A 21,766-nucleotide genomic window follows, 5' to 3' on the forward strand; every position below is an offset into this window, starting at 1 on the left:
TGCTGACGCGCTGAGCCCTTCAGACGCGCTGAACCGGGCCGGGCGCTGCCCGCATCGCCCTCTGTTATGCTTCCCCGCATGTTCGCAGCGACCGGTGACCGGCGGCGCCAGTTTTTGGCGTTCCCGAAACTCGCCGTGATCACTTCCGCTGTGGCCGACCTGCACTGTTGTCGCTGATACCGCACCCGTCGGCGTACCGGTGTCGTCTTTGTTGACGCACGTTCTTTAGAAATCGAACGCCTTTCGCGATCCGACGGACAAGCATTCTTGCCGACGTCTATACGGATTCGCCCGGAAAGGTCATCAATGCCCAACACCATCGCGCGCAGCATCGCGCTGGCACTGGCCGCCGCCATGGCAGTCACCACGCTCGCAGGATGCGGCGGCGGACCCAGCGATGTCGTTGGAGGCGGTGAGCGCTCCGACGCGCACACCACCCTGACGTTGGTGGCCTACGCGGTTCCCGAACCCGGTTGGAGCAAGGTGATCCCGGCCTTCTACAACACCGAGGAGGGCGCCGATGTCCAGATCGTCACTTCCTATGGCGCATCGGGTGATCAGTCTCGCGGGGTCGCCAGCGGCAAACCCGCCGACATCGTGAACTTTTCGGTAGAACCCGACGTCACTCGCCTGGTGAAGGCGGGCAAGGTCGCGGAGGACTGGAACGCCGATGTCACCAGGGGTATCCCGTTCGGCTCGGTGGTGACCTTGGTGGTCCGGCAGGGCAATCCCAAGCACATCAGCGGCTGGGACGACCTGTTGCGGCCCGGGGTCGAGGTGATCAGCCCCAGCCCGCTGAGCTCCGGCTCGGCCAAGTGGAATCTGCTGGCCCCGTACGCCGTCAAGAGTGAGGGTGGCAAGAATCCGCAGGCCGGCCTGGACTTCATCGAGAAGCTCGTCAGTGACCATTTCGAGCTGCGCCCGGGCTCCGGTCGCGAGGCCACCGATGTGTTCCTGCAGGGCAGTGGCGACGTGCTGATCAGCTACGAGAACGAGGCGATCGCAGTCGAGCGCAAGGGCAAGCCGGTGGAGCACGTCAACCCGTCGCAGACCTTCAAGATCGAAAACCCGTTGGCGGTGGTGACCTCCAGTCGGCACCTTGACACCGTCACCGCGTTCAAGAACTTCCAGTACACGGCGGCGGCGCAACGCCTCTGGGCCGAAGCCGGCTTCCGCCCGGCCGACCCGAGCATCGCCGACGAATTCCGCCACGCGTTCCCGGATCCCGACAAGCTGTGGACGATCGCCGACCTCGGCGGGTGGGACGTCGTCGACAACTCCCTCTTCGACAAGTCGAACGGCGCCATCACCAAGATCTACACCCGGGTCACCGGATGAGCGCGACAGTGGTCACCGAGGCGACTCGGCCCGGCGAGGGCGGCACTCATTCGAGATTCCGCCGGGAAGGGGTGTCGCTGCGCGTCGGTGCTGCCACGGTGTGGCTGTCGCTGATTGTGCTGGCGCCGCTGGCCGCGATCGCCTGGCAGGCCGGCGGCGGCGGATGGCGTGCGTTCCAGTTGGCGGTCAGCTCGCACGCTGCATTGCAGTCGTTTCGGGTGACACTGACGATCGCGGCCGGCGTCACCGTGCTCAACCTGATTTTCGGCCTGTTGATCGCGTGGGTACTGGTGCGCGACGACTTCATCGGCAAGCGCTTTATCGATGTGATCATCGACCTGCCGTTCGCGCTGCCCACCATCGTCGCGAGCCTGGTGATGCTGGCGCTCTACGGTCCCGCCAGCCCGGTGCACGTGCATCTGCAGCACACCGCCTGGGGCGTCGGCTTGGCGCTGGCATTCGTCACGCTGCCCTTCGTGGTGCGGTCCGTGCAGCCCGTGCTGCTGGAGATCGACCGGGAAGTCGAGGAAGCTGCCGCGTCGCTGGGCGCCTCCGGGCTGACCATCTTCCGCGTGGTGGTGCTGCCGGCCCTGACCCCGGCGCTGCTGACGGGGGCGGGGCTGGCGTTCTCCCGGGCGATCGGCGAGTTCGGTTCGGTGGTGTTGATCGGTGGCGCGGTGCCCGGTAAGACCGAGGTGTCCTCGCAGTGGATCCGCACGCTGATCGAGAACGACGATCGCACTGGCGCGGCGGCGATCTCGTTGGTGCTGCTCGCGATTTCGTTCCTGGTGCTGCTCGCGTTGCGGGTGCTGGGATCGCGAGTGAGCAAGCGGCAGGAGAGGTCCTGACATGACGTCGTCACGCAAAATCCGCTATCTGTTCCGTTTCCTGGCGGTGGCCTACATCGGGCTGCTGCTGATCGTCCCGGTGTCGCTGATCCTGTGGCGCAGCTTCGAGCCCGGCTTGGGACAGTTCTACGACTACATCTCCACGCCGGCGGCCATCTCGGCGCTGCAACTGTCGGTGCTGGTGGTGGCGATCGTGGTGCCGCTGAACGTCATCTTCGGTATTCCGACAGCATTGGTATTGGCGCGCAACAAGTTCCGAGGCAAGGGCGTGCTCCAGGCGGTCATTGACCTGCCGTTCGCGGTCTCGCCGGTGATTGTCGGTGTGGCGCTGGTCGTGCTGTGGGGATCTGCGGGATTGCTGGGCTTCGTCGAGAACGACTGGGGCTTCAAGATCATCTTCGGTCTTCCCGGCATCGTGCTGGCCAGCATCTTCGTCACGCTGCCGTTCGTGATCCGGGAAGTAGAACCGGTGCTGCATGAACTGGGCACCGATATGGAGGAAGCGTCGGCCACGCTGGGTTCGAGCTGGTGGCAGACGTTCTGGCGGATCACGCTGCCCTCGATCCGTTGGGGCCTGACGTACGGGATCGTGCTGACGGTGGCGCGCACCCTCGGCGAGTACGGCGCGGTGCTGATCGTGTCGTCGAACCTGCCCGGAAAGTCCCAGACCCTGACATTGCTGGTGTCCGACCGTTACAACCGCGGCGCCGAGTACGGCGCCTACGCCTTGTCCACGCTGCTGATGACAGTGTCGGTATTGGTCTTGATCGTTCAGGTGGTGCTCCACGTGCGGGCCGGAAAGGGAGACAAATGAGCAACGCAATTACGGTGCGCGGGGCGAACAAGCGCTACGGCGACTTCGTCGCCTTGGACAACGTCGACTTCGCGGTCCCGTCCGGTTCACTGACGGCGCTGCTCGGCCCCAGCGGCTCGGGCAAGTCGACTCTGTTGCGGGCCATCGCGGGTCTGGATCACCCGGACAGCGGAACAGTCACCATCAACGGAGTCGACGTCACCGGTGTACCGCCGCAGCGGCGCGGGATCGGATTCGTCTTCCAGCACTACGCGGCGTTCAAGCACATGACGGTGCGCGACAACGTGGCGTTCGGGCTCAAGATCCGCAAGCGGCCCAAGTCTGAGATCAAAGAAAAGGTAGACAACCTGCTGGAAGTGGTGGGGCTCAGCGGTTTTCAGACCCGCTATCCCAACCAGCTGTCCGGCGGTCAGCGTCAGCGGATGGCCCTGGCACGGGCCCTGGCGGTGGACCCGCAGGTGCTGCTGCTCGACGAGCCGTTCGGGGCACTGGATGCCAAGGTTCGCGAAGACCTGCGGGCCTGGCTGCGTCGGCTGCACGACGAGGTGCACGTCACCACGGTGCTGGTCACACACGATCAGGCCGAGGCGCTGGACGTCGCGGACCGGATCGCCGTGCTGAATCAGGGGCGTATCGAACAGCTCGGTACCCCGACCGAGGTTTACGACGCTCCGGCGAACGCGTTCGTCATGTCGTTCTTGGGCGCGGTGTCCTCGCTCAACGGAGCGTTGGTCCGTCCGCACGACATCCGGGTCGGTCGCACCCCCGACATGGCGGTGTCCGCGGCGGCGGTCGACGGCACCAACGGGGTTGGGGTGCTGCGCGCCGTCGTCGACCGGGTGGTGGCTCTGGGCTTCGAGGTGCGGGTCGAGCTCACCAACGCCGCCACGCAGGTGCCGTTTACCGCGCAGATCACCCGCGGGGACGCCGAAGCGCTCGCGCTGGCCGAGGGGGATACCGTCTATGTGCGGGCCACCCGGGTGCCGCCGTTGACCGATGTGGCGGCAGACGCACCGGTGTCGGCCTAACAGCTCGGTAGGCCTTCCCCGTGCCGGACCGCGCGGGGAAAGCCTTAGTAGACGTCCCGCAGATAGCGGTGAGTCTTGATGAGCTGGTTGACATACGCGTGCGCCGCGGCGGTTTCCATGTTGCCGGCGCTGGCCACGATGGCATGCAGTGCGGCGTCGACGTCCTTGGCCATGCGTTCGGCATCGCCGCACACGTAGAGCAGCGCGCCCTCTTCCAGCCAGCTGAAGAGCTCGGTCGAGTTCTCCCACATGCGTTGCTGGACATACCGGTTCGGTGCGTCGGCGGCGCCGTCACGGGAGAATGCAAGGTCGAGCCTGGACAGCACTCCTGACCGGAGATGGTCCTCGAACTCGGCTTGGTAGAGGTAGTCGCCGGCCCGGCGCCGATTCCCGAAGAAAAGCCACGAACGTCCCTGCGCCCCGACGGCGCGGCGTTCTTGCAGGAACGCGCGAAACGGCGCCACTCCGGTCCCAGGTCCGATCATGATGACGGGGACATCGTGCCCGGGCAGTCGGAACGAATGGGTGGGCCGCAGATGTACTCGCACCGTTTCGGCGCGATCGGCCAGAAACGTGGTGGCCACGCCGCCATAGTGGCGGTCCGCGAGGGCATAACGGACGGTGGCGACGGTCAGGTGCACGTGGTCGGGGCTGACCAGCGGGCTAGACGCGATCGAGTAGTCGCGGTACTGAAGCGGGCGCAAGGTGTCGATCACCTCGTCCGCAGTCAGCGAGCCCAGTCTGATCAGGTCGAGGACGTCCCTGCCGTAGAGCCAAGAGTCCTGTGCCGCAGCAGCGTTCCCGCTGAGGGCGGCCGCGGCGTGTGCATCGCTGGTGCGCGATGCCGTCAGCTCCCGCAGTGCCCGCGACGGCGTCCGTATCTCGAGGTGGTGTGTGAGCAGCGTTCCGAGCGGCTCGTCGTGGCCGGGCACCGCGTGTTCGGGCCCCAAGCCGAACTCGGCCAGGATGGCGTCGGCCAGGGCGGTATCGTTCACCGGGTGCACGGCCAGGGAATCGCCTGCGGCATAAGCGATGCCGGAGCCGGTGAGGTCCAGCTCGAAGTGGCGGACCTCCTTGTCGGATCCGGGCGCCGTGAGCAGTCGGTTGACCACGACGCGGGCTTCGAAGGGGTGATCCCGGTCGGGGTTGGCCGGTGCGGCCTCATCGGGTGGCTGTGCTGCGCGGCTGGACACCACGCCACCGGCGGCGGGCGTGGTGTGCTCTGCTGCCAGGAGCTTGACGACGTCCGTCGTCCACGCCGCGGCCGGCTTGGCGTAGGAGCCGTCGATCTCGACGCGTTCGGCCAACCGGGTGGCGCCCAACTGTTCCAGGCGTGCATCGAGCAGTCGGCCGGCGTTGCAGAACAGGTCGTAGCCGGTGTCGCCGAGGGCGAGCACCGCGAAGCTCAGGTGTTCCAGACGGTCGGCGGCCTGCGCGCTCAATGCCTCCCAGAACAGCGTGGCGTTGTCGGGAAACTCGCCGTCGCCCCAGGTCGAGGTGACGACGATGAGGTGGGTGGCCGACTGCAGGTCGGCGATGTCCACTTGGTTCAGTTCGACGGCCTCCGCGCTGAGACCGGTGGTCTCTTCGAAGGCCTCGGCGAACGACATGGCGGCGTCTTCGGCGTTGCCCATGTCGCTGCCGTAGCCGACGAGCATCGAGAAGTCGGGGCGGGAGCTCACAGTTGTCGCCCGCCCGAACTCGACGCAGTGCTGGTGGGGACCCGACGGGGAGCTGTCCTCGGTTGCAGTGCTGACATGGCGGGCCCCCGTACTGGCAGGCCGAAGCCGACCATCGCGTCCAGCATGGCCTGGCTACGCCGGAAGCTGATGGCCTCGTCCTGCTCGGTGTGGCGTGGCAGCTGGGCGGCCGCCACCACCACAGTCGAACCCAGGAGCTGCCACATCGATGAGATCGAGATCGCGCCCTCGCATACCGAGTGGAGCCAGACGAACAGCGGCGCCAGGGTCCGGTGGCAGCGGTGTGCCGCCCAGGTGGTCAGGGCCGACTCGCTCGGCAGCACCACCACCGCGTCGGCCTGGCAGCGCTCGCCCTTCTGCTGGAGCCAGGGATCGTCGGGCAGCACCCGCACGGTCGGATCGACAACGGCCACCCAGTCGATGTCGTTGTCCCGGTCGAAGTGCACCCACAGGTTCTCCAGGCCCGCGTCCCACGCGCGTCCCTCGAGAAGCACCAGCGGAAGGAGCCGACCCAGCACTTCGTGGATCAAGCGCGCAGCCAACACGTTCCCGGCCGCGCGGCGGTCGGTCAGGGCAGCGGTCTCGTCGAAGCGGACCCGCAGGCGGTCGATGGTGAAAACCGAATCCAATGGGAACCATCGGCGCTTGTTGACATCGGCGAGAACCGCGACACCGTAGGTTCGCGGGCAATGCGGATGGATCTGGCGAAGCCTGGTACATGATTCGTGCAGCGCGAACCGCCGACGAATTACCATTCTCGCGATAAGGGGATCCTCGCCCGTGGACGTCACCCAAGCTCCTTAAGTAGGTTAGGCTAACCATACTAAGGGTGAGGGGTGGTGATGAGTGCTGTGACGGGTTTCACTGCGGAACGGTTGTTGATAGACCGTCGTGCGTCAGGCAGCAGCCTGGGCGGTCAGGACGTCTTCGACGCGGTCCAGCACGGTCGCTGCCACCAGGCGATGCGCGCCGAGTGGCTCGGCCATCGGGATACCAGCCTGCGCGGCGTAGGTGGCCAGCCGGTCGGTGATCCTGCCGTGGGCCAGGAACCACGGGGCGATCATCAGCTTCGTCGCGCCGCGGGCTCGCAAGCGTTCCACCGCTTCGGGCACCGATGGCTGGGGACCGTCCGTGGCGAAGGCGACTTCTACTCCGGCCCAACGTGTTCCGCGAGACAGCGGGGCTGCGATCGTCGCGGTCTGAGCGTTGGCCGCCGCGTGCGAGGAGCCCACCGCGACCACCACCACGCCCAGTTCCGGGTCGAATCGCGAGGCGCCGGCGCTCGTCAGGCGTTCACCGAGAACCTGCACCAGACGGCTGTCCTCACCCAGCGTCGGAGCCACTCGTACGCCGACGCCGGAGTCCGCGATCATCGCCGGAATATCGACGCGGGCGTGGTACGCGCTGGCCAACAGCAGCGGGACGACGACGGTGTCGTCGCCACTACCAGCCGTCTCGCGCAACACATCGCGCAGGTTCGGGGTGCTGTTTTCGCAGAACGCCACCCGCACGGCGTATTCGGGCGCCACCCGGCGCAGATGCCCGGCGATCGCACGCGTGTTGGCGGCCGAGCGCGGATCCCGGCTGCCGTGTGCGGTCAGCACCAGCGTGGTGGTCACGAGGCGTGAAGCCCGCATTCGGTCTTGGTCAGGCCCGCCCAGCGTCCGCTACGCGGATCGGCACCCTCCGCCGGCTTGATGGTGCACGGCGCGCAGCCGATCGACGGGTAGCCCTCGTCGATCAGCGGGTTGACCAGCACGTTGTTGGCGACGATGTAGGCGTCGAACTCCTCGTCGGACCATGCGGCGATGGGGTTTATCTTCACCAGACCGAACTGCTCGTCGAAGCTGACCAGCGGCGCATTGGCACGCGTCGGCGCTTCCACCCGGCGCAACCCGGTGACCCACGCCGAGTAGTCGCGCAGCGTGCGGGACAGTGGCTCGACCTTTCGCAGCCGGCAGCACAGCGCCGGATTGGACCCGAACAGGTCCTTGCCGTGGGCCGCGTCCTGCTCGGCCACGGTCTGCTGCGGGGTGACGTTGACCAACGCGATGTCGTACATCGCCTCCACCGCGTCGCGGGTGCCGACGGTCTCGGCGAAGTGGTAGCCAGTGTCGAGGAACAGCACCGGAACTCCCGCGCGGACCTTGGCCGCCAGATCCACCAGCACCGCGTCGGCCATGTTGGAGGCCACCACGTAGTTGCACGAGGAGGCGGGTCCTCCTGAAGCGTCGAGCCCGTTCACCCCGCCGAAGTTCGCATCCGTCCACTCCAGCAGCTCGGTGGCGCTGGCGCCGTCGAGCTCGGCCGCGCCCTTGGCGGCCAGCTCACGCAACTCCGCTTCGCTGTGGGGTCTCATCGCAGATCGTCTTCTTCGGCACGCACCGCCCACTGGGCGAAACGCTCACCGGCGCTGCGCTGCTTGATGAAGTTGCGCACCACTCGTTCGATGTAGTCGCCGAGTTCGTCGCTGTAGACCTTGTGCTGGCGCAGCTTGCGGCCGAACCCACTGTCGGCGCCCAGGCTGCCGCCGAGGTGCACCTGGAAGCCGGGCACCGAATTGCCGTTGCCGTCGTCGATCATCTGGCCCTTGAACCCGATGTCGGCCACCTGGATCCGGGCACACGAGTTCGGGCACCCATTGATGTTGACCGTGACCGGGACATCCAGGACGGCGTTGAGGTCATCGAGGCGCTGCTCGAGTTCGGGGACCAGGCTCTGGGCCCGCACGCGGGTCTCGACGAACGACAGCTTGCAGAACTCAAGTCCGGTGCAGGCCATCAGGTTGCGCCGCCACGGCGACGGGTTGGACGGCAGGCCCAGCGCATCCAGTTCGGCCACCAGGGCGTCGACCTTGTCGTCGGGAACGTCGAGGATGACCAGCTTCTGGTACGGCGTGAACCGGGCCCGGTCCGAACCGACCTGCTCCATCAGTTCGGCGACCTTGAGCAGCGTCGCGCCGTTCACCCGGCCGGAGATCGGGGCCACCCCGATCGCGTTGCGGCCGTTGCGGGTCTTCTGCACCCCGACGTGGTCGACGGTCGCGGTGTGCTGCTCCGGTGCCGGCCCGTCGATCAGCGGGCGCTTGAGGTACTCGGTTTCGAGAACTTCACGGAACTTTTCGACGCCCCAGTCCTTGACCAGGAACTTCAGCCGGGCCTTGGAACGCAGCCGGCGGTAGCCGTAGTCGCGGAACAGGCTCGTGACGGCCTCCCAGACGTCGGGCACCTCGTCCAAGGGCACCCACGCGCCGAGACGCTGGGCCAGCATCGGGTTGGTGGACAGGCCGCCGCCGACCCACAGGTCCAGGCCAGGGCCGTGCTCGGGGTGGTTGACGCCGATGAAAGAGATGTCATTGATCTCGTGGGCGACGTCCGGCAGGCCCGAGACCGCGGTCTTGAACTTGCGGGGCAGGTTGGCGAATTCCGGGTTGCCGATGTACCGGCGGACGATCTCGTCGAGGGCGGGGGACGGGTCGAGGACCTCGTCGAGCGATTCCCCGGCCAGCGGGGATCCGAGCAGGCCGCGCGGGCAGTCACCGCAGGCCTCGATGGTCTGCAGCCCGACCGCATCCAGTCGGTCCCAGATCTCGGGGACCTTCTCGATCTCGATCCAGTGGTATTGCAGGTTGTTGCGGTCGGAGATGTCGGCGGTGCCGCGGGCGTAGTCGACCGAGATCTCACCAAGGGTCCGCATCGCGGCGGCAGACAGTGCTTTGCCGTCGCAGCGCACCCGCATCATGAAGTACTTGGCCTCCAGCAGGTCGGCGTTCTCGTCGCCGGTGAAGGTGCCGTCGTAGCCCTGCTCGCGCTGGGTGTAGAGGCCCATCCAGCGGAAGCGCCCGCGCAGGTCGTCCTTGGTGATGGAGTCGAACCCCTGCTTGGAGTACACATCGACGATCCGGGCCTGCACGTTCAGCGCCGGGTCTTCCTGCTTGAACTGCTCGTTGGGGTTGACCGGTTCGGTCTCGCCGAGCGCCCACTGGGCCTCGCTGCGCTTGGCCCTGCTCGGGGGAGCAGTCGGAGTGGCGGTCATGGATTCTCCTTCAAAGAGGAGCCGGCGGGATTGAGCGCGGTGCACCGGCAACTGTCTCCGGCGGCGCAGATCCGGCGGCCAGCTGGAAAATACAGGTGGGCGGTTCTACGACATCAAGGCAGACAGCGACAGCTGCAAACACGCTTGAAATCGATATGCCGCCGAGCCACCAAGGCAACCCCGGACGAGGTGCAGTAGGCGGCGGTCACAACGGCGATTATGCCATGGATGCCGAAAATCTTCCTTACCGGCGCAAAGTTGTGATCAGCGTGAGCAAAACTCATCTGGGGCTCGACGCTGCGGCGGTCGGGCCGGGGGAGCGGATCGGAACGGTTCGGGGCTATGCGCCCCGGAACCGGGCCACCGCAGACGGACAGCCGATCGGAAGGCGGGTGGGACAGGTGAGTGTCGACTTCGGATGGGAACCGGTGTGGGAACCACTGCCGGTGGCCGAGCCGCCACCGCGCACGAGCGGCCGTGCCCAACTGCGGCGCTGGCTGGCAGTGGCGACGTTGACGGCCACGGTCGGTTGCGGCGGATGGCTGGCGGTCCAGCATTACCAAACCCACCTCGCCGGTGAGCAGGCTCTGGAGGCTGCCGAGGCATATGTGTTGCGGCTGAGCAACATCGACGCCGACAACATCGATCGTAATTTCGCCGACATCACCGACGGATCGACCGGCGAGTTCCGGACCATGCACACCCGTTCCAGCGTGAGGCTCCGTCAGCAACTGATCGACAGCAAGGCGACCGCGCGCGGGAACGTCGCCGAGGCGGTACTGAAGTCCGCCGACCGGAATCACGCCGTGGTGGTGCTTTTGGTCGACCAGGCGGTGCGTAACGCCGACAACCCCGAACCCGTGCTTGATCACAGCCGGATCCGAATGACCATGGACAAGGTCGACGGTCGCTGGCTGGCCAGCAAGGTGGAGTTGGTATGAGGAAGTTCACAGCGCTGACGGCGGGTGTGCTGCTGGTCGGTGCCGCCGAATTGTCCGGCTCGGCCAGCGCCGACCCGATCGACTGGGAAGCGATCGCCCGCTGCGAATCCGGTGGGAACTGGGCAGCCGATACCGGCGACGGTGGCTACGGCGGGTTGCAGATCAGCGTGGCGGATTGGGGCGATAACGGCGGGGTGGGACTGCCCTCGCAGGCCTCGGCGCAACAGCAGATCGCCGTCGCCAAGCGCATCATGGCCAACCGGGGCCCTGGGGCATGGCCGGGATGCGTGTCGCGTGGCAACGCTGCCGGGGCTGCGCCGGTCGGGTCTCTGACCCACTACGTGTCCACGCTGGACGCGGACACGTCGGCGACCGGCGGGCCATCCGACTGAGGCGTTGACGCCACGGCGCCACCCGCGTCGCCGTGGGATGATCGGGCCCCATGACATCCACCCCGACTGCCGTAGCGCTGCCCGACGTGGCGCCGGACCGGCGCGGCCACGACGGCCCGTTCGGCGTGTATGTGCACGTGCCGTTCTGTTTCACCCGGTGCGGCTACTGCGACTTCAACACCTACACCCCGGCGGAGCTCGGCGGCGCCAACCCCGACGCCTGGGTGGCTGCGTTGGGGAAGGAACTGGAACTGGCGGCCGCCCGGCTGGGCGGCCAGCCGGCCGACACGGTTTTCGTCGGGGGCGGCACACCGTCGCTGCTGGGCGGGGCGCGGCTGGCGCGCGTGCTCGACCATGTTCGTGAGCACTTCAGACTGGCCGACGACGCCGAGGTCACCACCGAGGCGAACCCGGAGTCGACGTCGCCGGAATTCTTTGAATCGATCCGTGCCGCGGGGTACACCCGGGTCTCGCTGGGCATGCAGTCGGTGTCGCCGCGCGTGTTGGCCACCCTGGACCGGATCCATTCGCCGGGCCGGCCCGTGGCGGCCGCCCGCGAGGCGCGGGCCGCGGGCTTCGAGCACCTCAATATCGACCTGATCTACGGCACCCCCGGCGAGACCGATGACGATCTGCTGCGGTCGGTGGACGCCGCGCTGGAGGCGGGAGTGGATCACGTCTCGGCCTACAGCCTGATCGTGGAGGACGGCACCGCACTGGCCCGTCGGGTCCGGCGCGGGGAACTGCCCGCTCCCGAGGGTGATGTGGCGGCACACCGCTACGAGCTGGTCGACGGCCGGCTGCGAGCGGCCGGGATGGACTGGTACGAGGTGTCCAACTGGAGCCGGCCCGGCGCAGCCTGTCGGCACAACCTGGGCTACTGGGCCGGCGGCCGATGGTGGGGCGCCGGACCGGGCGCGCACAGCTACGACGGCGCCCTGCGCTGGTGGAACGTCAAGCACCCGAACACTTACGCGCAACTGTTGGGGGACAACGCCCTGCCGGTGGCCGGCTTCGAAGAACTCTCCGTCGCCGACCGGCACACCGAGGACGTGATGTTGCGACTGCGGATGCGCGACGGGCTGGCGCTGGCGGTTCTGGATGCCCAGGAGCGCGAGCGCGCCGCGACCGCGATAGGCGACGGACTGCTCTACATCAACGGTGAGCGACTGGTGCTGACCGATCGCGGCCGACTGTTGGCCGACGCGGTGGTGCGTTCGCTGCTGGGCTAGCGGCGATCACGAGCGCGGCGGGTCGCCGCCAATTGGTTCAGCGGCGAGTTAGCCGCTGAACCAGCCGCGGCCGCCGTCCCAGCTGCCGCAGATGCCGTTGAAGCAGCCGTGGCCGAAACCACCCTGGCCGGGGACAAAGCCGCCACAGCCCTGCCAACCGGCGTCATGGCCACAGCCGCCGCCTCCGCCGTTGCCGTCCGGGCCACCGGAACCGTGCGGTTGGGCCACCGCGGTCTGGCCGGGCGTGCCCGCCGAGCCGGTCATCAGCATCACGCCTGTCGGGGCTGCGGCGATTGCCGCGGCGGCTGTCGCTACGAACATCGATCCCACGAGTTTGCGAATACTTAGCATGACTCCATAGTCCGCACGGATGTCGGCGTTGCCAACCTTTGTGTGAGGACTGATACCGAATCGTGAACGCCTGTTACGCGTCACTGCAATCTCGTCGCAGCGGCCGGCGCCACTCATCCGCTGGCCGGTCCGGCGACTTATAGGGAAACCGCAGATACGGTTTAGGCGGTACTCCGACTGGTCGGTGATATGCACCGGAAATGCGTTGCCAACGTATTCACAGCAATCTTGCTTGGCGTTGCCAGGTCCGTCTCGTTAGGCGTGGAGTGGCGGCTGTAGGAGGATTAATTGCAATGGTAAATAGTGGTTTTGCTATTGCTGCGACGCGCAGCGCCGGTCCGGTTGGCATCGAGTCCGGAGCGCGGGCAGCAATATCGTAATCCGTTACTTGTAGGACATCGTATATGCGGATACGCTCCCGGTTATAGCTCCGCAAACGAGGCCCAATACATGGCGTAGCCGGGGGCAGATGGAGGACCGACGGGATGGCAGTTCAGCGGGCGCGCGGCGCCGCGGACCGGGCGCACGGAGCCGGCGGGCGAGTGCTGGAGATTCTCGGTCGACAGGAGTGGATGGACCGGCCCAGCTACCGGCTGGAGAACGTATTGAGCTTCGCGTTCAATGCCTTCGGCGGGGCCCGGACCCGGGTGACCAACTTCTTGAACGGCGTGTGGCTGGGTCACCCGGTACATCCGCCGTTGGCATCGCTGACCACCGGTGCCATTGGAACAACCGTCGCCCTGGATGCGCTGAGTCTGCTCCCGGGCAAGTCCGCGACAGAAGTGCTTGACGCGTCGCGATTCGCCCGGCGCGCCCTGGGGCTGGGGATTGCGGCCAACTTCGCATCCGCGGCCACCGGGGTGACCGACTGGCAGCACACCCACGACAAGGACCGGCGTATCGGGCTGGTGCACGGCGTGCTGAATCTCGTCGCCACGGGCCTGTACATCCAGTCCTGGCGGGACCGGCGCCGCGGCCGGCAGCTGCGCGGCATCGTGACCAGCGCGGTCGGCTATGGCATTACCTCCGCCAGCGGATTCCTGGGCGGTGCGCTGGTGTTCGGCTCCGGAATCGGCATCGATCAGTCCGGTGATCGGCTGCGCATCGACGACTGGACGCCGGTGCTTCCGGAGGCGGAGCTCCCGGCCGGCAAGAAGCCCAAGCGCATCGACATCGACGGCGTCGCGGTGGTGCTGTGCCGCAACGGCGACAGCGTCTCGGCCTTCGCCGGATTGTGCCCGCACCTGGCCGCGCCGATGGAAGACGGCTGGGTGGACCGCGGCCGGATCGTGTGCCCGTGGCACGGCTCGCAGTTCGACGTGGAAACCGGTGCGGTGCTGCGCGGACCGTCTGCCGCGCCGCTGCCCTGCTACCAGGCGCGGGTGCGTGACGGGATGGTCGAGCTGCGCGACGGCGCGGTGACACCCCTTGGTGAGGGCCGGGTCAAATATCTCGCCCCGCAGACCCTGGAGTGCCCCGAAATCGCGGAACAGAAGGAGATCGCACAATGAGTGACGCCTACACCGTCTTGCGGGACCACCACAACGTGCTGCGCGGGTTGGGCGGCCGGCTGAAAGCCGCTCCCGTCGGCTCGGCCGAGCGGCAGCAGACCCTCGATACATTGCTGCGCGAGTTCACCATCCATATGAAGATCGAGGACGACATCTACTATCCGGCGCTGGCGGCCGCGAGCAAGCTGATCGCGATTGCACATGCCGAGCACCGACAGATCTACGACCAGCTCGCGGTGGCATTGCGGACTCCGACCAGCTCGCCCCGGTATGTGGACGAGTGGAATTCCTTCCTGACCGTCCTGGAGGCGCACGCCGACGAAGAGGAGCGCGACCTGGTGCCCCCGCCGGCGCCGGTCGACCTGACCGATGCGGAGCTGGAGGACCTGGGCAATCGGATGGCCGCGGAGATGGAGCGGCAGCGCAATTCCAAGTTCGAGCAGCTGCACGTGAAAGCGCGAGCGAGACTGCTGGCCCTGCTGCCCGGCTGAGGTTGCGCGCGGGATCGCGGGGCGAGGCGCACGTCACTTGGTAGGTTAGGCTACATTTACTAATCGTGTCCGAGGTCGGTGTCGAAACAGTCTCCGAAGCTGCGTCGTCGGTGCCGTTGCCGCCGGGCATCGAGCCGGCTGATCTGGCTGCCGCGCTGGCCGCGGAACTGCCCGAACATGACGGTCAGGAGTACCTGCTCTACGAGCGTGGTGGAAGTTGGACGCTGGCCGCCGGCGTGCGTGCCGCCGTCGAGCTGGACAGCGACGAGTTGCGCACAGTCCGCGACGGGGTGGTGCGTCGCGAACACTGGCGGGGCCGACCGGCAGCGGTGCTCGGTGAGGCAGTGGACCGGTTGTTGCTCGAGGCCGCTGAGGTATTCGGCTGGGTGGCTTTCGAATTCGGGACCTACCGCTTCGGACTGCAGGACCGGTTGGCGCCGGGAACCGCACTGGCGCGGGTGTTCTGGCCGCAGACCCGCATCGTCGTCACCGCCGAGAAGGTCGAGCTCTTCGGGCACGGTGACCGGGCGGTCGCGGTGCTGGAGCGACTGTTGGCCGACGGAGTCCCCGCGCTGGCAGAGCCGTCGCCGATCGTGGTCGACGCGGACGGCGCCGGCTATCGCGATCGGGTGGGGACCGCGGTCGAGGAGATCCGCGCCGGCGCCTACCGCAAGGTGATCCTGTCGCGCTGCGTCGACGTGCCGTTCGCGCTGGACTTCCCTTCGACCTACCGGCTGGGCCGGCGGCACAACACCCCGGCTCGGTCATTCCTATTGCGGCTGGGCGGGATCCGCGCGCTCGGCTACAGCCCGGAGCTGGTGGCCGAGGTGCGCGGCGACGGCGTGGTGGTCACCGAGCCGCTGGCCGGGACGCGCGCACGTACCGGCGATCCCGCGATCGACGCGGCGGTCCGAGCCGAGCTGGAATCCGATGCCAAGGAGATCGTGGAGCACGCGATCTCGGTACGCACCTCGGTGGACGAGATCACCGAGATCGCCGAGCCCGGCACTACCGTCGTCGCCGACTTCATGACCGTGCGGGAGCGGGGGAGCGTCCAGCACCTGGGGTCGACGGTGCGCGGGCAGCTGGATCCTGCCCGGGACCGGATGGATGCCCTCGAGGCCCTGTTCCCCGCGGTCACCGCGTCGGGAATTCCCAAATCGGCCGGCATCGACGCCATCCTGCGGCTCGACGAGTGTCCGCGAGGGCTGTACTCCGGTGCGGTAGTGATGTTCTCGGACGATGGCGGCCTCGATGCCGCGTTGACGCTGCGGGCGGCCTACGAAGGCGGCGGGCGCTGCTGGCTGCGGGCCGGAGCGGGCGTCATCGCCGAGTCGCGGCCCGAGCGGGAATTCGAGGAGACCTGCGAGAAGCTGGCCACCCTGGCGCCGTATCTGATCGCCGACCGCTGAATCCGCCGCCCCACTCCCGGAGTGCGATACCCTATAGGGTATAACGGCCAGTTCGGGGAGAGGACCTCACGTGCTTGATGACGAAGACAGCGTCAAGTCGGTGTTGAACCGGTTGCGCCGTGCGCACGGCCAGCTTGCCGGGGTGATCGCGATGATCGAAGGCGGCCGCGACTGCAAGGACGTGGTCACCCAGCTTGCCGCGGTCTCGCGGGCGCTGGACCGGGCGGGCTTCAAGATCGTCGCCAGTGGACTTCGCGAATGCCTGGCTGGTGAATCCGCCAGCGGCAAAGCGCCGCTCACCGAAGACGAACTTGAGAAGCTTTTCCTCGCGCTGGCCTAGCGGCATCCGTACGCGGCGGCGGTCACTGCAGTAGCGACTCGGTGAGCAGGCCGCTGACCATCGACTCGATGGTCGATTCGATCGACGAGGCCAAGGTGGCCGTCACTGACGCGACGGCTTGGGTGCGGAACCGCACCAGCATGCCGATCAGCTCGGCGATCTCGGTGTCGGCCGGCAGTGGCGCACCGGGCTGGATCCGGGTCAGGACGTGCTCGGCGCCGGCTCGCACCAACATCTGGCTGATCGCGTCGATGTGCGGCAACGACTGCTCGTAGAGGTCGATGAGCTTGTCGATGGCGATGCCGTAGCCGCGGACCTCGTTGAACGCATCGATCAGCTTGGGCCGGGTAATGGTGGCCAGGGCGTCGGCCTCGTTGAGGCGGATCACCCCGAGCGCCACCAGCCGCCGCATCGCCGGCGGATCGCCGATCCGCCGCTCGGCCTCCGCACGTGGCATGGTCTCGGGCCGTTCGGTGGTCCAGCTACCGGCGATCGCGCTTTCCAGTCCCAGGATGTCGCCGAGGTCCTTGCCCTGCTCCCAGGCGCCGATCATCTCTTTGACGTGCGCGATGGTGTAGCCGCGGTCGAGCATCGAGGTGATCAGCCGCAGCCGGGTCAGGTGAGTGTCGTTGTACAACGCGATCCGCCCGACCCGTCGCGGCGGCGGCAGCAGATCCCGGTCCCGGTACACCCGCACGTTGCGGGTGGTGGTGCCGCCCAATCGGGCCAGGTCATCGATCCGGTATTCGCGCGATGCGGTGTTGCTACCCGGGTGGCGCACCACGATCTCGAAGAGCTGGGTCACCGCGGCCTCGATCACCTCGCGGGACTCGCGTCGCACCCGGCGGGGGACCCGCCGCAGATTGGCCAGCACCCCGGCGATGGAGTCGGGCTTGGCGGGACGATCCGGTCCGGTCATGCCACCGCGTGGTAGTCGGAGAGGCGGAAACTGCGCATCTGCCGAAGATACTGCGTTGCGAACCCCGGGTACATCGACGCGTTGAAACCGTCCTCGGTCAGATACCAGCTGCGACAGCCCGACATCCAGGTCGTCTTACCCAGCCGCCGCTGAATCTGCTCGTTATGGCGGCGTTGTACATCGTCACGCACGTCCAGGTAGCGCAGGCGCCGCCCGCGGATCGCACCGATGGCACGCACCACATAGTCGATCTGGCCTTCGACGTAGACCAGCAGGGAATTGTGGCCCGGCCCGGAGTTGGGGCCGGTCATGAAGAACAGGTTCGGGTAGCCGTGGGCCTGAATGCTCTTGAAGGCCTGGCCGCCCCCGCTCCAGTCCGCGGCCAGTGAGCGGCCGCCCAGCCCGGTGACCGGAAACGGCGGGCCGGTCAGGTGCACGTCGTAACCGGTCGCGAACACAATGGCGTCCAGGTGGTGCTCCACGCCGTCGCTGGTGCGGATGCCCGACGGGCTGAGCGCGGCGATCGGCCAGGCGATCAGCTTGCAGTTGTCACGCTGCAGCGCCGGGTAGTAGTCGCTGGAGATCAGCATGCGCTTGCAGCCGGGGGTGAAGTCCGGCGTGAGCTGGCGACGCAACCAGGGATCTTTGACCGTTGCGCGCAGGTGGGCTTTGCCCAGTTGGGCCACCAGGCCGGTGAGCGGAGTGTTCCACACCAGTGCGGTGGCGCTGGCCTCATGCCCCCAGAACAGCGCCTGGCGGGCAAGCTGCTGGGCGGCAGGGACTTTGGCGAACAGATCCTGCACCGCGGCCGGCATGGCCATGTCCAGGCGGGGGATCACCCAGCCCGGAGTGCGCTGAAAGACCTTGACGAATCCAGCTTGTTCGACCAGCTCCGGGATGATCTGCACCGCACTGGCGCCGGTGCCGATGACCGCAACCCTCTTGCCGGTGAAGTCGTAGTCGTGATCCCAGCGTGCGCTGTGGATCTTGTGGCCGGTATAGCTCTTCAGACCGCGCAGGGCCGGGAAGCTGGAATCCGGCAGCGGCCCGGATGCCAGCACCACGGTGCGGGCGCGAAACTTCGTGCGCCCGGCCGACACCGTCCACACGCCGTCGCCCTCATCGAAAGTCATTCGGGTGACCTCGATGCCGAACCGGATGTGGCGGCGCAGGTCGAACCGGTCGACCATGTCCTCGATGTGTGCACAGATCTCACTGGCCGAGGGGTAGGCCCTCGACCAGGCGGGGTTGGCGACGAACGAGAAGGAATACAGCAGAGACGGAATATCGCACGCCGCACCGGGATAGCGGGTGTCGCGCCAGGTGCCGCCGACCCGGTCGCTGCGCTCCAGGATGACGATCTCGTCGGCGCCGGCGAGGCCCGCTTCCGCCAGCTTGATCGCCGCGCCGATCCCGGTGAACCCGGCACCCACGATCAGCGTCTGGTAGACGTGCGCGCGCGCCACGTCAGGCCGCCGGTTCGTAGGTGAGCTCTTTGAACCAGCTCGGGATGGGCTTGAGCAGTCGTTTGGGGTAGAAGCCGGAGAGCCACACCGCGGGGTTGGCCAGCAGGTGATACGGGCTGTCCGGGTTGGCCATCCAGCCCGAGTAGCGCTTGATCACCTGGTAGGCGGGCACCCGCCGGGTGTGTTCGCCGCGTTCACCGAACTGCGTGAAACGCATCAGCGCCGAATAGAGCCGCTGAGGATCCAGTCCCATGCCGATGACTTCGTTGCGAATCCGGTTGAGCAGCGGGACCGAGATCAGCGCGCCGACGATCAGTGACGGGGAGGCGACGGTGCCGACGAACTCGATCGCCAGCCTGCGGGCGTCGGCGTGGCCGATCAGCTCCAGCACCTCGAAATCAACAGCGATGTGCCGGGATTCGTCGTTGTTGATCTTCTCGAACACCTGATGACAGACCGGGTCATCGACCTCATCGAGCAGGAACTTGAGCAGGGCGCCGTCGAGTGCCACTTCCAGCATCGGGATCACCGTGCCCAGCACCGACAGCGGCAGGTCGTCGGAGTAGTCGTCGAGCCATTGCATGGCCAACCGGATGTTGACATTCGGTTCGGGCATCTCGCCGTCTTCGAGCATGCCCCAGCGCTTCATCAGCGCCAGCTCGGCGTTGGCGTGGCGTTGCTCCTCGGCATGGAAGTAGCGGTAGATCTCGGCCAGCGTCGCGGTGGGCGCCTTGCGTGCCATGGCCGCAAAGCCGCGGGCGCCGATGTTCTCGATCCAGCACAGGTCGGCCATGAACTTCTTGAGCTTGGGCGCCATCTCGGGGCGGATCAGCTCGGCTCCCGGTGCGTCCCAGTCGATATCGGCCAGCGCCCATTGCCGATCCTTGATCTTGGTGAGCATGACGTCCATGTCGAGAGCCATCGTGATCTCCTTTAGTCGGACCTACCTGGCAATGCGGCACTGGCACGGAATGCCAGTCCGATGGTTCGGGTGAATGTCTCAGGCGCGAAACGTTTGATGTTCCAACCGATCTTGGCGTCCAGCTGCGGCATGCAGTACAGCCCGCCACGGTCATGGGTGTCCAGGCAGTCGCGGGCGACGCGTCCGGCGGAGAGCCCGGTCCAGCGCATCAGCAGGTTCGCCGCCTCACTGGATTGGGCGGTGATCCGGCCGGATTCGACGATGTTGGTCTTGACGAACGTCGGGCACAGCACGGTGACACCGATGCCGGTACCGGACAGCTCGGCCGCCAAGGTCTCTGACAGCGACAGCACGCCCGCCTTGCTGACGTTGTAGGCCGCCATTTCCGGGGCGGCGCCGAACGACGCGGCGGAGGCGACGTTGATGATGCCGCGGGGGTGATCGGGCCCTGCCTCCCGCAGGATCGGGGTGAAGACGTGGCAGCCATGGATGGGGCCCCAAAGGTTGATGCCCAGCGTCCAGTTCCAGTCGTCCAGCGCCATCTCGCCGATCGGCTGCCCGCCGGCGCCGACGCCGGCGTTGTTGATCACCAGGGTGGGGGCGTGGCCGAACCAGGACTGTGCGGCCTCGGCCAGCGCCGTGACCTCGTCGAGCTGAGAGACGTCGCAGTGCACGGCGGTGGCGCGGCCGCCCGCGCCGGTGATGGCCTCGACGGTGCCCTGGGTGGCGTCATCGTCGATATCGCTGCAGACCACGGCGCTGCCGCGGCGGGCGAGTTCGATGGCGAAGGCGGCTCCGATGCCACTTCCGGCGCCGGTCACGACGGCGGAGGCCCCATGGCTGCGTTTGGGCGATCGGCCAAGGATCATGTGACTGAGTCAACAGTCAATGGTGCCATTAGTCAATGGCAATGTTTAGAGCCGGGCTCGGGCCCGTGGCGGCCCGAACCCGGCTCTGCTGCCGCGCGAGCGCTGGGATCGCCAGCGCTCGCGCGAGACAGATGGTGCGGTACTGCTTAGTTGAACAGGCCGTCGAGCCAGCCGAAGTCGAGCAGGTTGCTGTCCGAGGTGTCCAACAGGTTCGGGTCGGCGAGGGCCCCACCGGCGTCGACGTCGGTGTCGGGCTCCACCGGGATGGTGGAGGTCAACGCGGCGGCGATCAAGTTGGGCAGCTTGTCGAACAGGTACGCGAAGGTGCCGTTCGAGGTGAGCAGGCCCTGCCACGGCGCCCGAGGAACGCCGCCGTCCTCGTCCCACACGACATAGCCGTTGAGCAGTGCGTCGAACGGGTCCTGGGGCGCGTGGTCCGGGTTGCTGGTGAAGTTCTCCGCCAGCGCGAACTGGAAGCCGAGGAAGGGCTCCCACACGGACTTGGCAGCGCTCTTCCAGAAACTGAAGTCGTCGAACAGGTCCTGCAGGTTGGTGAAGACCTGGCTCATGTCGGTCCCGATGCCGAAGACTCCGAGGACCTCTTCGCCACTGACCACGCGGTTGAACAGCGGCTGGAAGATGTACTGCGCACCGAACACCATGTCCCAGTTGATCAGGTTCCAAGCGTGGGTGACGTCACCCTCCTTGAGGAAGTCGATGATCAGCGGCAGGTTGGTCTCAAGGCCCACGATCGGCCCGATGCCGGACCACATGCCCTCGATGCCGTCCAACGAGCCCTGCAGGCTGTCGCTGGTGGCCTGGCCGTAGTAGCTGGACAGCTCGCCCAAGGCCGTGAAGATCGGGTTCGGGCCGGAGAGCAGCTCAGTGAGCGCGTCGAGGTTCTCCGAGGTCGTGGCGGTGAGCTCGACGGCCGGCTGGTGGCCGACGGGGGCCAGCGGCGCAACCGGGCTGACGGCCAGCACGCCGGCGCCGGCCAGGGCGATCCCGGCGGCCATGAGGCCGGTGGCCCGGGCGTTCGAGGCGGTGCCGGAGTCGGTCGACCCGGCAGCGAGTGCGAGCTGCATTGCTTCTCCTTATCGTGACCTCATCTAATGTGAGGTTCGTGTCTATGTAGAACGATGGCCAACGTTAACCAC

At 67.1% G+C, this 21,766-nt stretch carries 23 protein-coding genes; 11 read left to right on the forward strand and 12 right to left on the reverse strand.

From position 1 onward, the window contains the following. Nucleotides 1–354: 354 nt before the first annotated feature. Genes ACKY0W_RS07745 through ACKY0W_RS07760 form a run of 4 tightly spaced genes read left to right on the forward strand, consistent with a single transcriptional unit; the run spans nt 355 to nt 4,028 of the window. Entirely contained in the window at nt 355–1,338 is a 984-nt protein-coding gene (locus tag ACKY0W_RS07745) for an extracellular solute-binding protein (RefSeq protein WP_409437686.1), read from the forward strand. Continuing rightward, the gene (cysT, locus tag ACKY0W_RS07750; protein WP_409437068.1) at nt 1,335–2,186 is read left to right on the forward strand and encodes a sulfate ABC transporter permease subunit CysT; all 852 of its coding nucleotides are present in this window, start codon (nt 1,335–1,337) and stop codon (nt 2,184–2,186) included. Before ACKY0W_RS07745 ends, cysT begins: the two co-directional genes overlap by 4 nt. 1 nt (nt 2,187) lies before the next feature. Beyond that, on the forward strand, nt 2,188–3,000 hold the full coding sequence (gene cysW, locus ACKY0W_RS07755; protein WP_409437069.1) for a sulfate ABC transporter permease subunit CysW: 813 nt from the start codon (nt 2,188–2,190) through the stop codon (nt 2,998–3,000). Continuing rightward, on the forward strand, nt 2,997–4,028 hold the full coding sequence (locus ACKY0W_RS07760; RefSeq protein WP_406758553.1) for a sulfate/molybdate ABC transporter ATP-binding protein: 1,032 nt from the start codon (nt 2,997–2,999) through the stop codon (nt 4,026–4,028). The genes cysW and ACKY0W_RS07760 overlap by 4 nt, the downstream gene beginning before the upstream one ends. Before the next feature lie 44 nt (nt 4,029–4,072). On the opposite strand, the gene ACKY0W_RS07765 is transcribed toward ACKY0W_RS07760, so the two are convergent. From ACKY0W_RS07765 to ACKY0W_RS07790, 6 genes are all read right to left on the reverse strand, one after another. Further along, nucleotides 4,073–5,710: a sulfite reductase flavoprotein subunit alpha gene (locus ACKY0W_RS07765; RefSeq protein WP_409437070.1), complete on the reverse strand. Its 1,638-nt coding sequence runs from the start codon at nt 5,708–5,710 to the stop codon at nt 4,073–4,075. Then, entirely contained in the window at nt 5,707–6,519 is an 813-nt protein-coding gene (locus ACKY0W_RS07770) for an iron reductase (protein ID WP_409437071.1), read from the reverse strand. The genes ACKY0W_RS07765 and ACKY0W_RS07770 overlap by 4 nt, the downstream gene beginning before the upstream one ends. A gap of 105 nt (nt 6,520–6,624) precedes the next feature. Beyond that, nucleotides 6,625–7,365, reverse strand: coding sequence for a sirohydrochlorin chelatase (locus ACKY0W_RS07775; protein WP_409437072.1), 741 nt, complete (start codon nt 7,363–7,365; stop codon nt 6,625–6,627). After that, entirely contained in the window at nt 7,344–8,087 is a 744-nt protein-coding gene (locus ACKY0W_RS07780; RefSeq protein WP_409437073.1) for a phosphoadenylyl-sulfate reductase, read from the reverse strand. The genes ACKY0W_RS07775 and ACKY0W_RS07780 overlap by 22 nt, the downstream gene beginning before the upstream one ends. Then, nucleotides 8,084–9,763, reverse strand: coding sequence for a nitrite/sulfite reductase (locus ACKY0W_RS07785; protein ID WP_409437074.1), 1,680 nt, complete (start codon nt 9,761–9,763; stop codon nt 8,084–8,086). The genes ACKY0W_RS07780 and ACKY0W_RS07785 overlap by 4 nt, the downstream gene beginning before the upstream one ends. A gap of 113 nt (nt 9,764–9,876) precedes the next feature. After that, nucleotides 9,877–10,047, reverse strand: coding sequence for an Ms4527A family Cys-rich leader peptide (locus ACKY0W_RS07790; RefSeq protein ID WP_406758559.1), 171 nt, complete (start codon nt 10,045–10,047; stop codon nt 9,877–9,879). Between ACKY0W_RS07790 and ACKY0W_RS07795 the strand changes: the two genes are divergently transcribed. From ACKY0W_RS07795 to hemW, 3 genes are read left to right on the forward strand one after another with little or no spacing between them, the layout of a single operon-like run. Further along, a complete protein-coding gene (locus ACKY0W_RS07795; RefSeq protein WP_409437075.1) occupies nt 10,033–10,704 on the forward strand; it encodes a hypothetical protein in 672 nt (223 codons plus the stop codon). The genes ACKY0W_RS07790 and ACKY0W_RS07795 overlap by 15 nt on opposite strands. Beyond that, a complete protein-coding gene (locus ACKY0W_RS07800; RefSeq protein WP_409437076.1) occupies nt 10,701–11,096 on the forward strand; it encodes a transglycosylase family protein in 396 nt (131 codons plus the stop codon). Before ACKY0W_RS07795 ends, ACKY0W_RS07800 begins: the two co-directional genes overlap by 4 nt. A 50-nt stretch (nt 11,097–11,146) precedes the next feature. Next, on the forward strand, nt 11,147–12,328 hold the full coding sequence (gene hemW / locus ACKY0W_RS07805) for a radical SAM family heme chaperone HemW (RefSeq protein ID WP_409437077.1): 1,182 nt from the start codon (nt 11,147–11,149) through the stop codon (nt 12,326–12,328). Nucleotides 12,329–12,376: 48 nt separating this feature from the next. Here hemW and ACKY0W_RS07810 read toward each other — a convergent pair whose 3' ends face one another. Then, entirely contained in the window at nt 12,377–12,649 is a 273-nt protein-coding gene (locus ACKY0W_RS07810; protein WP_406758563.1) for a hypothetical protein, read from the reverse strand. A 515-nt stretch (nt 12,650–13,164) separates the two neighbouring features. Between ACKY0W_RS07810 and ACKY0W_RS07815 the strand changes: the two genes are divergently transcribed. The 4 genes from ACKY0W_RS07815 (at nt 13,165) to ACKY0W_RS07830 (ending at nt 16,433) form a co-directional block, all read left to right on the forward strand. Then, entirely contained in the window at nt 13,165–14,190 is a 1,026-nt protein-coding gene (locus tag ACKY0W_RS07815) for a Rieske 2Fe-2S domain-containing protein (RefSeq protein ID WP_409437078.1), read from the forward strand. Further along, nucleotides 14,187–14,681, forward strand: a complete 495-nt coding sequence (locus ACKY0W_RS07820) for a hemerythrin domain-containing protein (RefSeq protein WP_406758565.1) — start codon at nt 14,187–14,189, stop codon at nt 14,679–14,681. The genes ACKY0W_RS07815 and ACKY0W_RS07820 overlap by 4 nt, the downstream gene beginning before the upstream one ends. 65 nt (nt 14,682–14,746) lie before the next feature. Continuing rightward, nucleotides 14,747–16,093, forward strand: coding sequence for a salicylate synthase (locus ACKY0W_RS07825; protein ID WP_409437079.1), 1,347 nt, complete (start codon nt 14,747–14,749; stop codon nt 16,091–16,093). Nucleotides 16,094–16,163: 70 nt separating this feature from the next. Then, nucleotides 16,164–16,433 carry a metal-sensitive transcriptional regulator gene (locus ACKY0W_RS07830; RefSeq protein WP_409437080.1) on the forward strand — a complete coding sequence of 90 codons (270 nt, stop codon included), beginning with the start codon at nt 16,164–16,166 and terminating at the stop codon, nt 16,431–16,433. A 22-nt stretch (nt 16,434–16,455) separates the two neighbouring features. Here ACKY0W_RS07830 and ACKY0W_RS07835 read toward each other — a convergent pair whose 3' ends face one another. From ACKY0W_RS07835 to ACKY0W_RS07855, 5 genes are all read right to left on the reverse strand, one after another. Beyond that, a complete protein-coding gene (locus ACKY0W_RS07835) occupies nt 16,456–17,352 on the reverse strand; it encodes a MerR family transcriptional regulator (RefSeq protein WP_409437081.1) in 897 nt (298 codons plus the stop codon). Next, complete coding sequence (locus ACKY0W_RS07840; protein ID WP_409437082.1) at nt 17,349–18,818, reverse strand: flavin-containing monooxygenase; 1,470 nt, start codon at nt 18,816–18,818, stop codon at nt 17,349–17,351. The genes ACKY0W_RS07835 and ACKY0W_RS07840 overlap by 4 nt, the downstream gene beginning before the upstream one ends. Nucleotide 18,819: 1 nt before the next feature. After that, on the reverse strand, nt 18,820–19,740 hold the full coding sequence (locus ACKY0W_RS07845; protein ID WP_409437083.1) for a ferritin-like domain-containing protein: 921 nt from the start codon (nt 19,738–19,740) through the stop codon (nt 18,820–18,822). An 11-nt stretch (nt 19,741–19,751) separates the two neighbouring features. Continuing rightward, the gene (locus ACKY0W_RS07850; RefSeq protein ID WP_409437084.1) at nt 19,752–20,609 is read right to left on the reverse strand and encodes an SDR family NAD(P)-dependent oxidoreductase; all 858 of its coding nucleotides are present in this window, start codon (nt 20,607–20,609) and stop codon (nt 19,752–19,754) included. Nucleotides 20,610–20,755: 146 nt separating this feature from the next. Continuing rightward, the gene (locus tag ACKY0W_RS07855; RefSeq protein ID WP_409437085.1) at nt 20,756–21,694 is read right to left on the reverse strand and encodes a hypothetical protein; all 939 of its coding nucleotides are present in this window, start codon (nt 21,692–21,694) and stop codon (nt 20,756–20,758) included. Nucleotides 21,695–21,766: the final 72 nt, after the last annotated feature.

It is taken from the genome of Mycobacterium sp. SMC-14 (genome assembly GCF_046250075.1).
In the GTDB taxonomy this organism is placed as follows: Bacteria; Actinomycetota; Actinomycetes; order Mycobacteriales; family Mycobacteriaceae; genus Mycobacterium.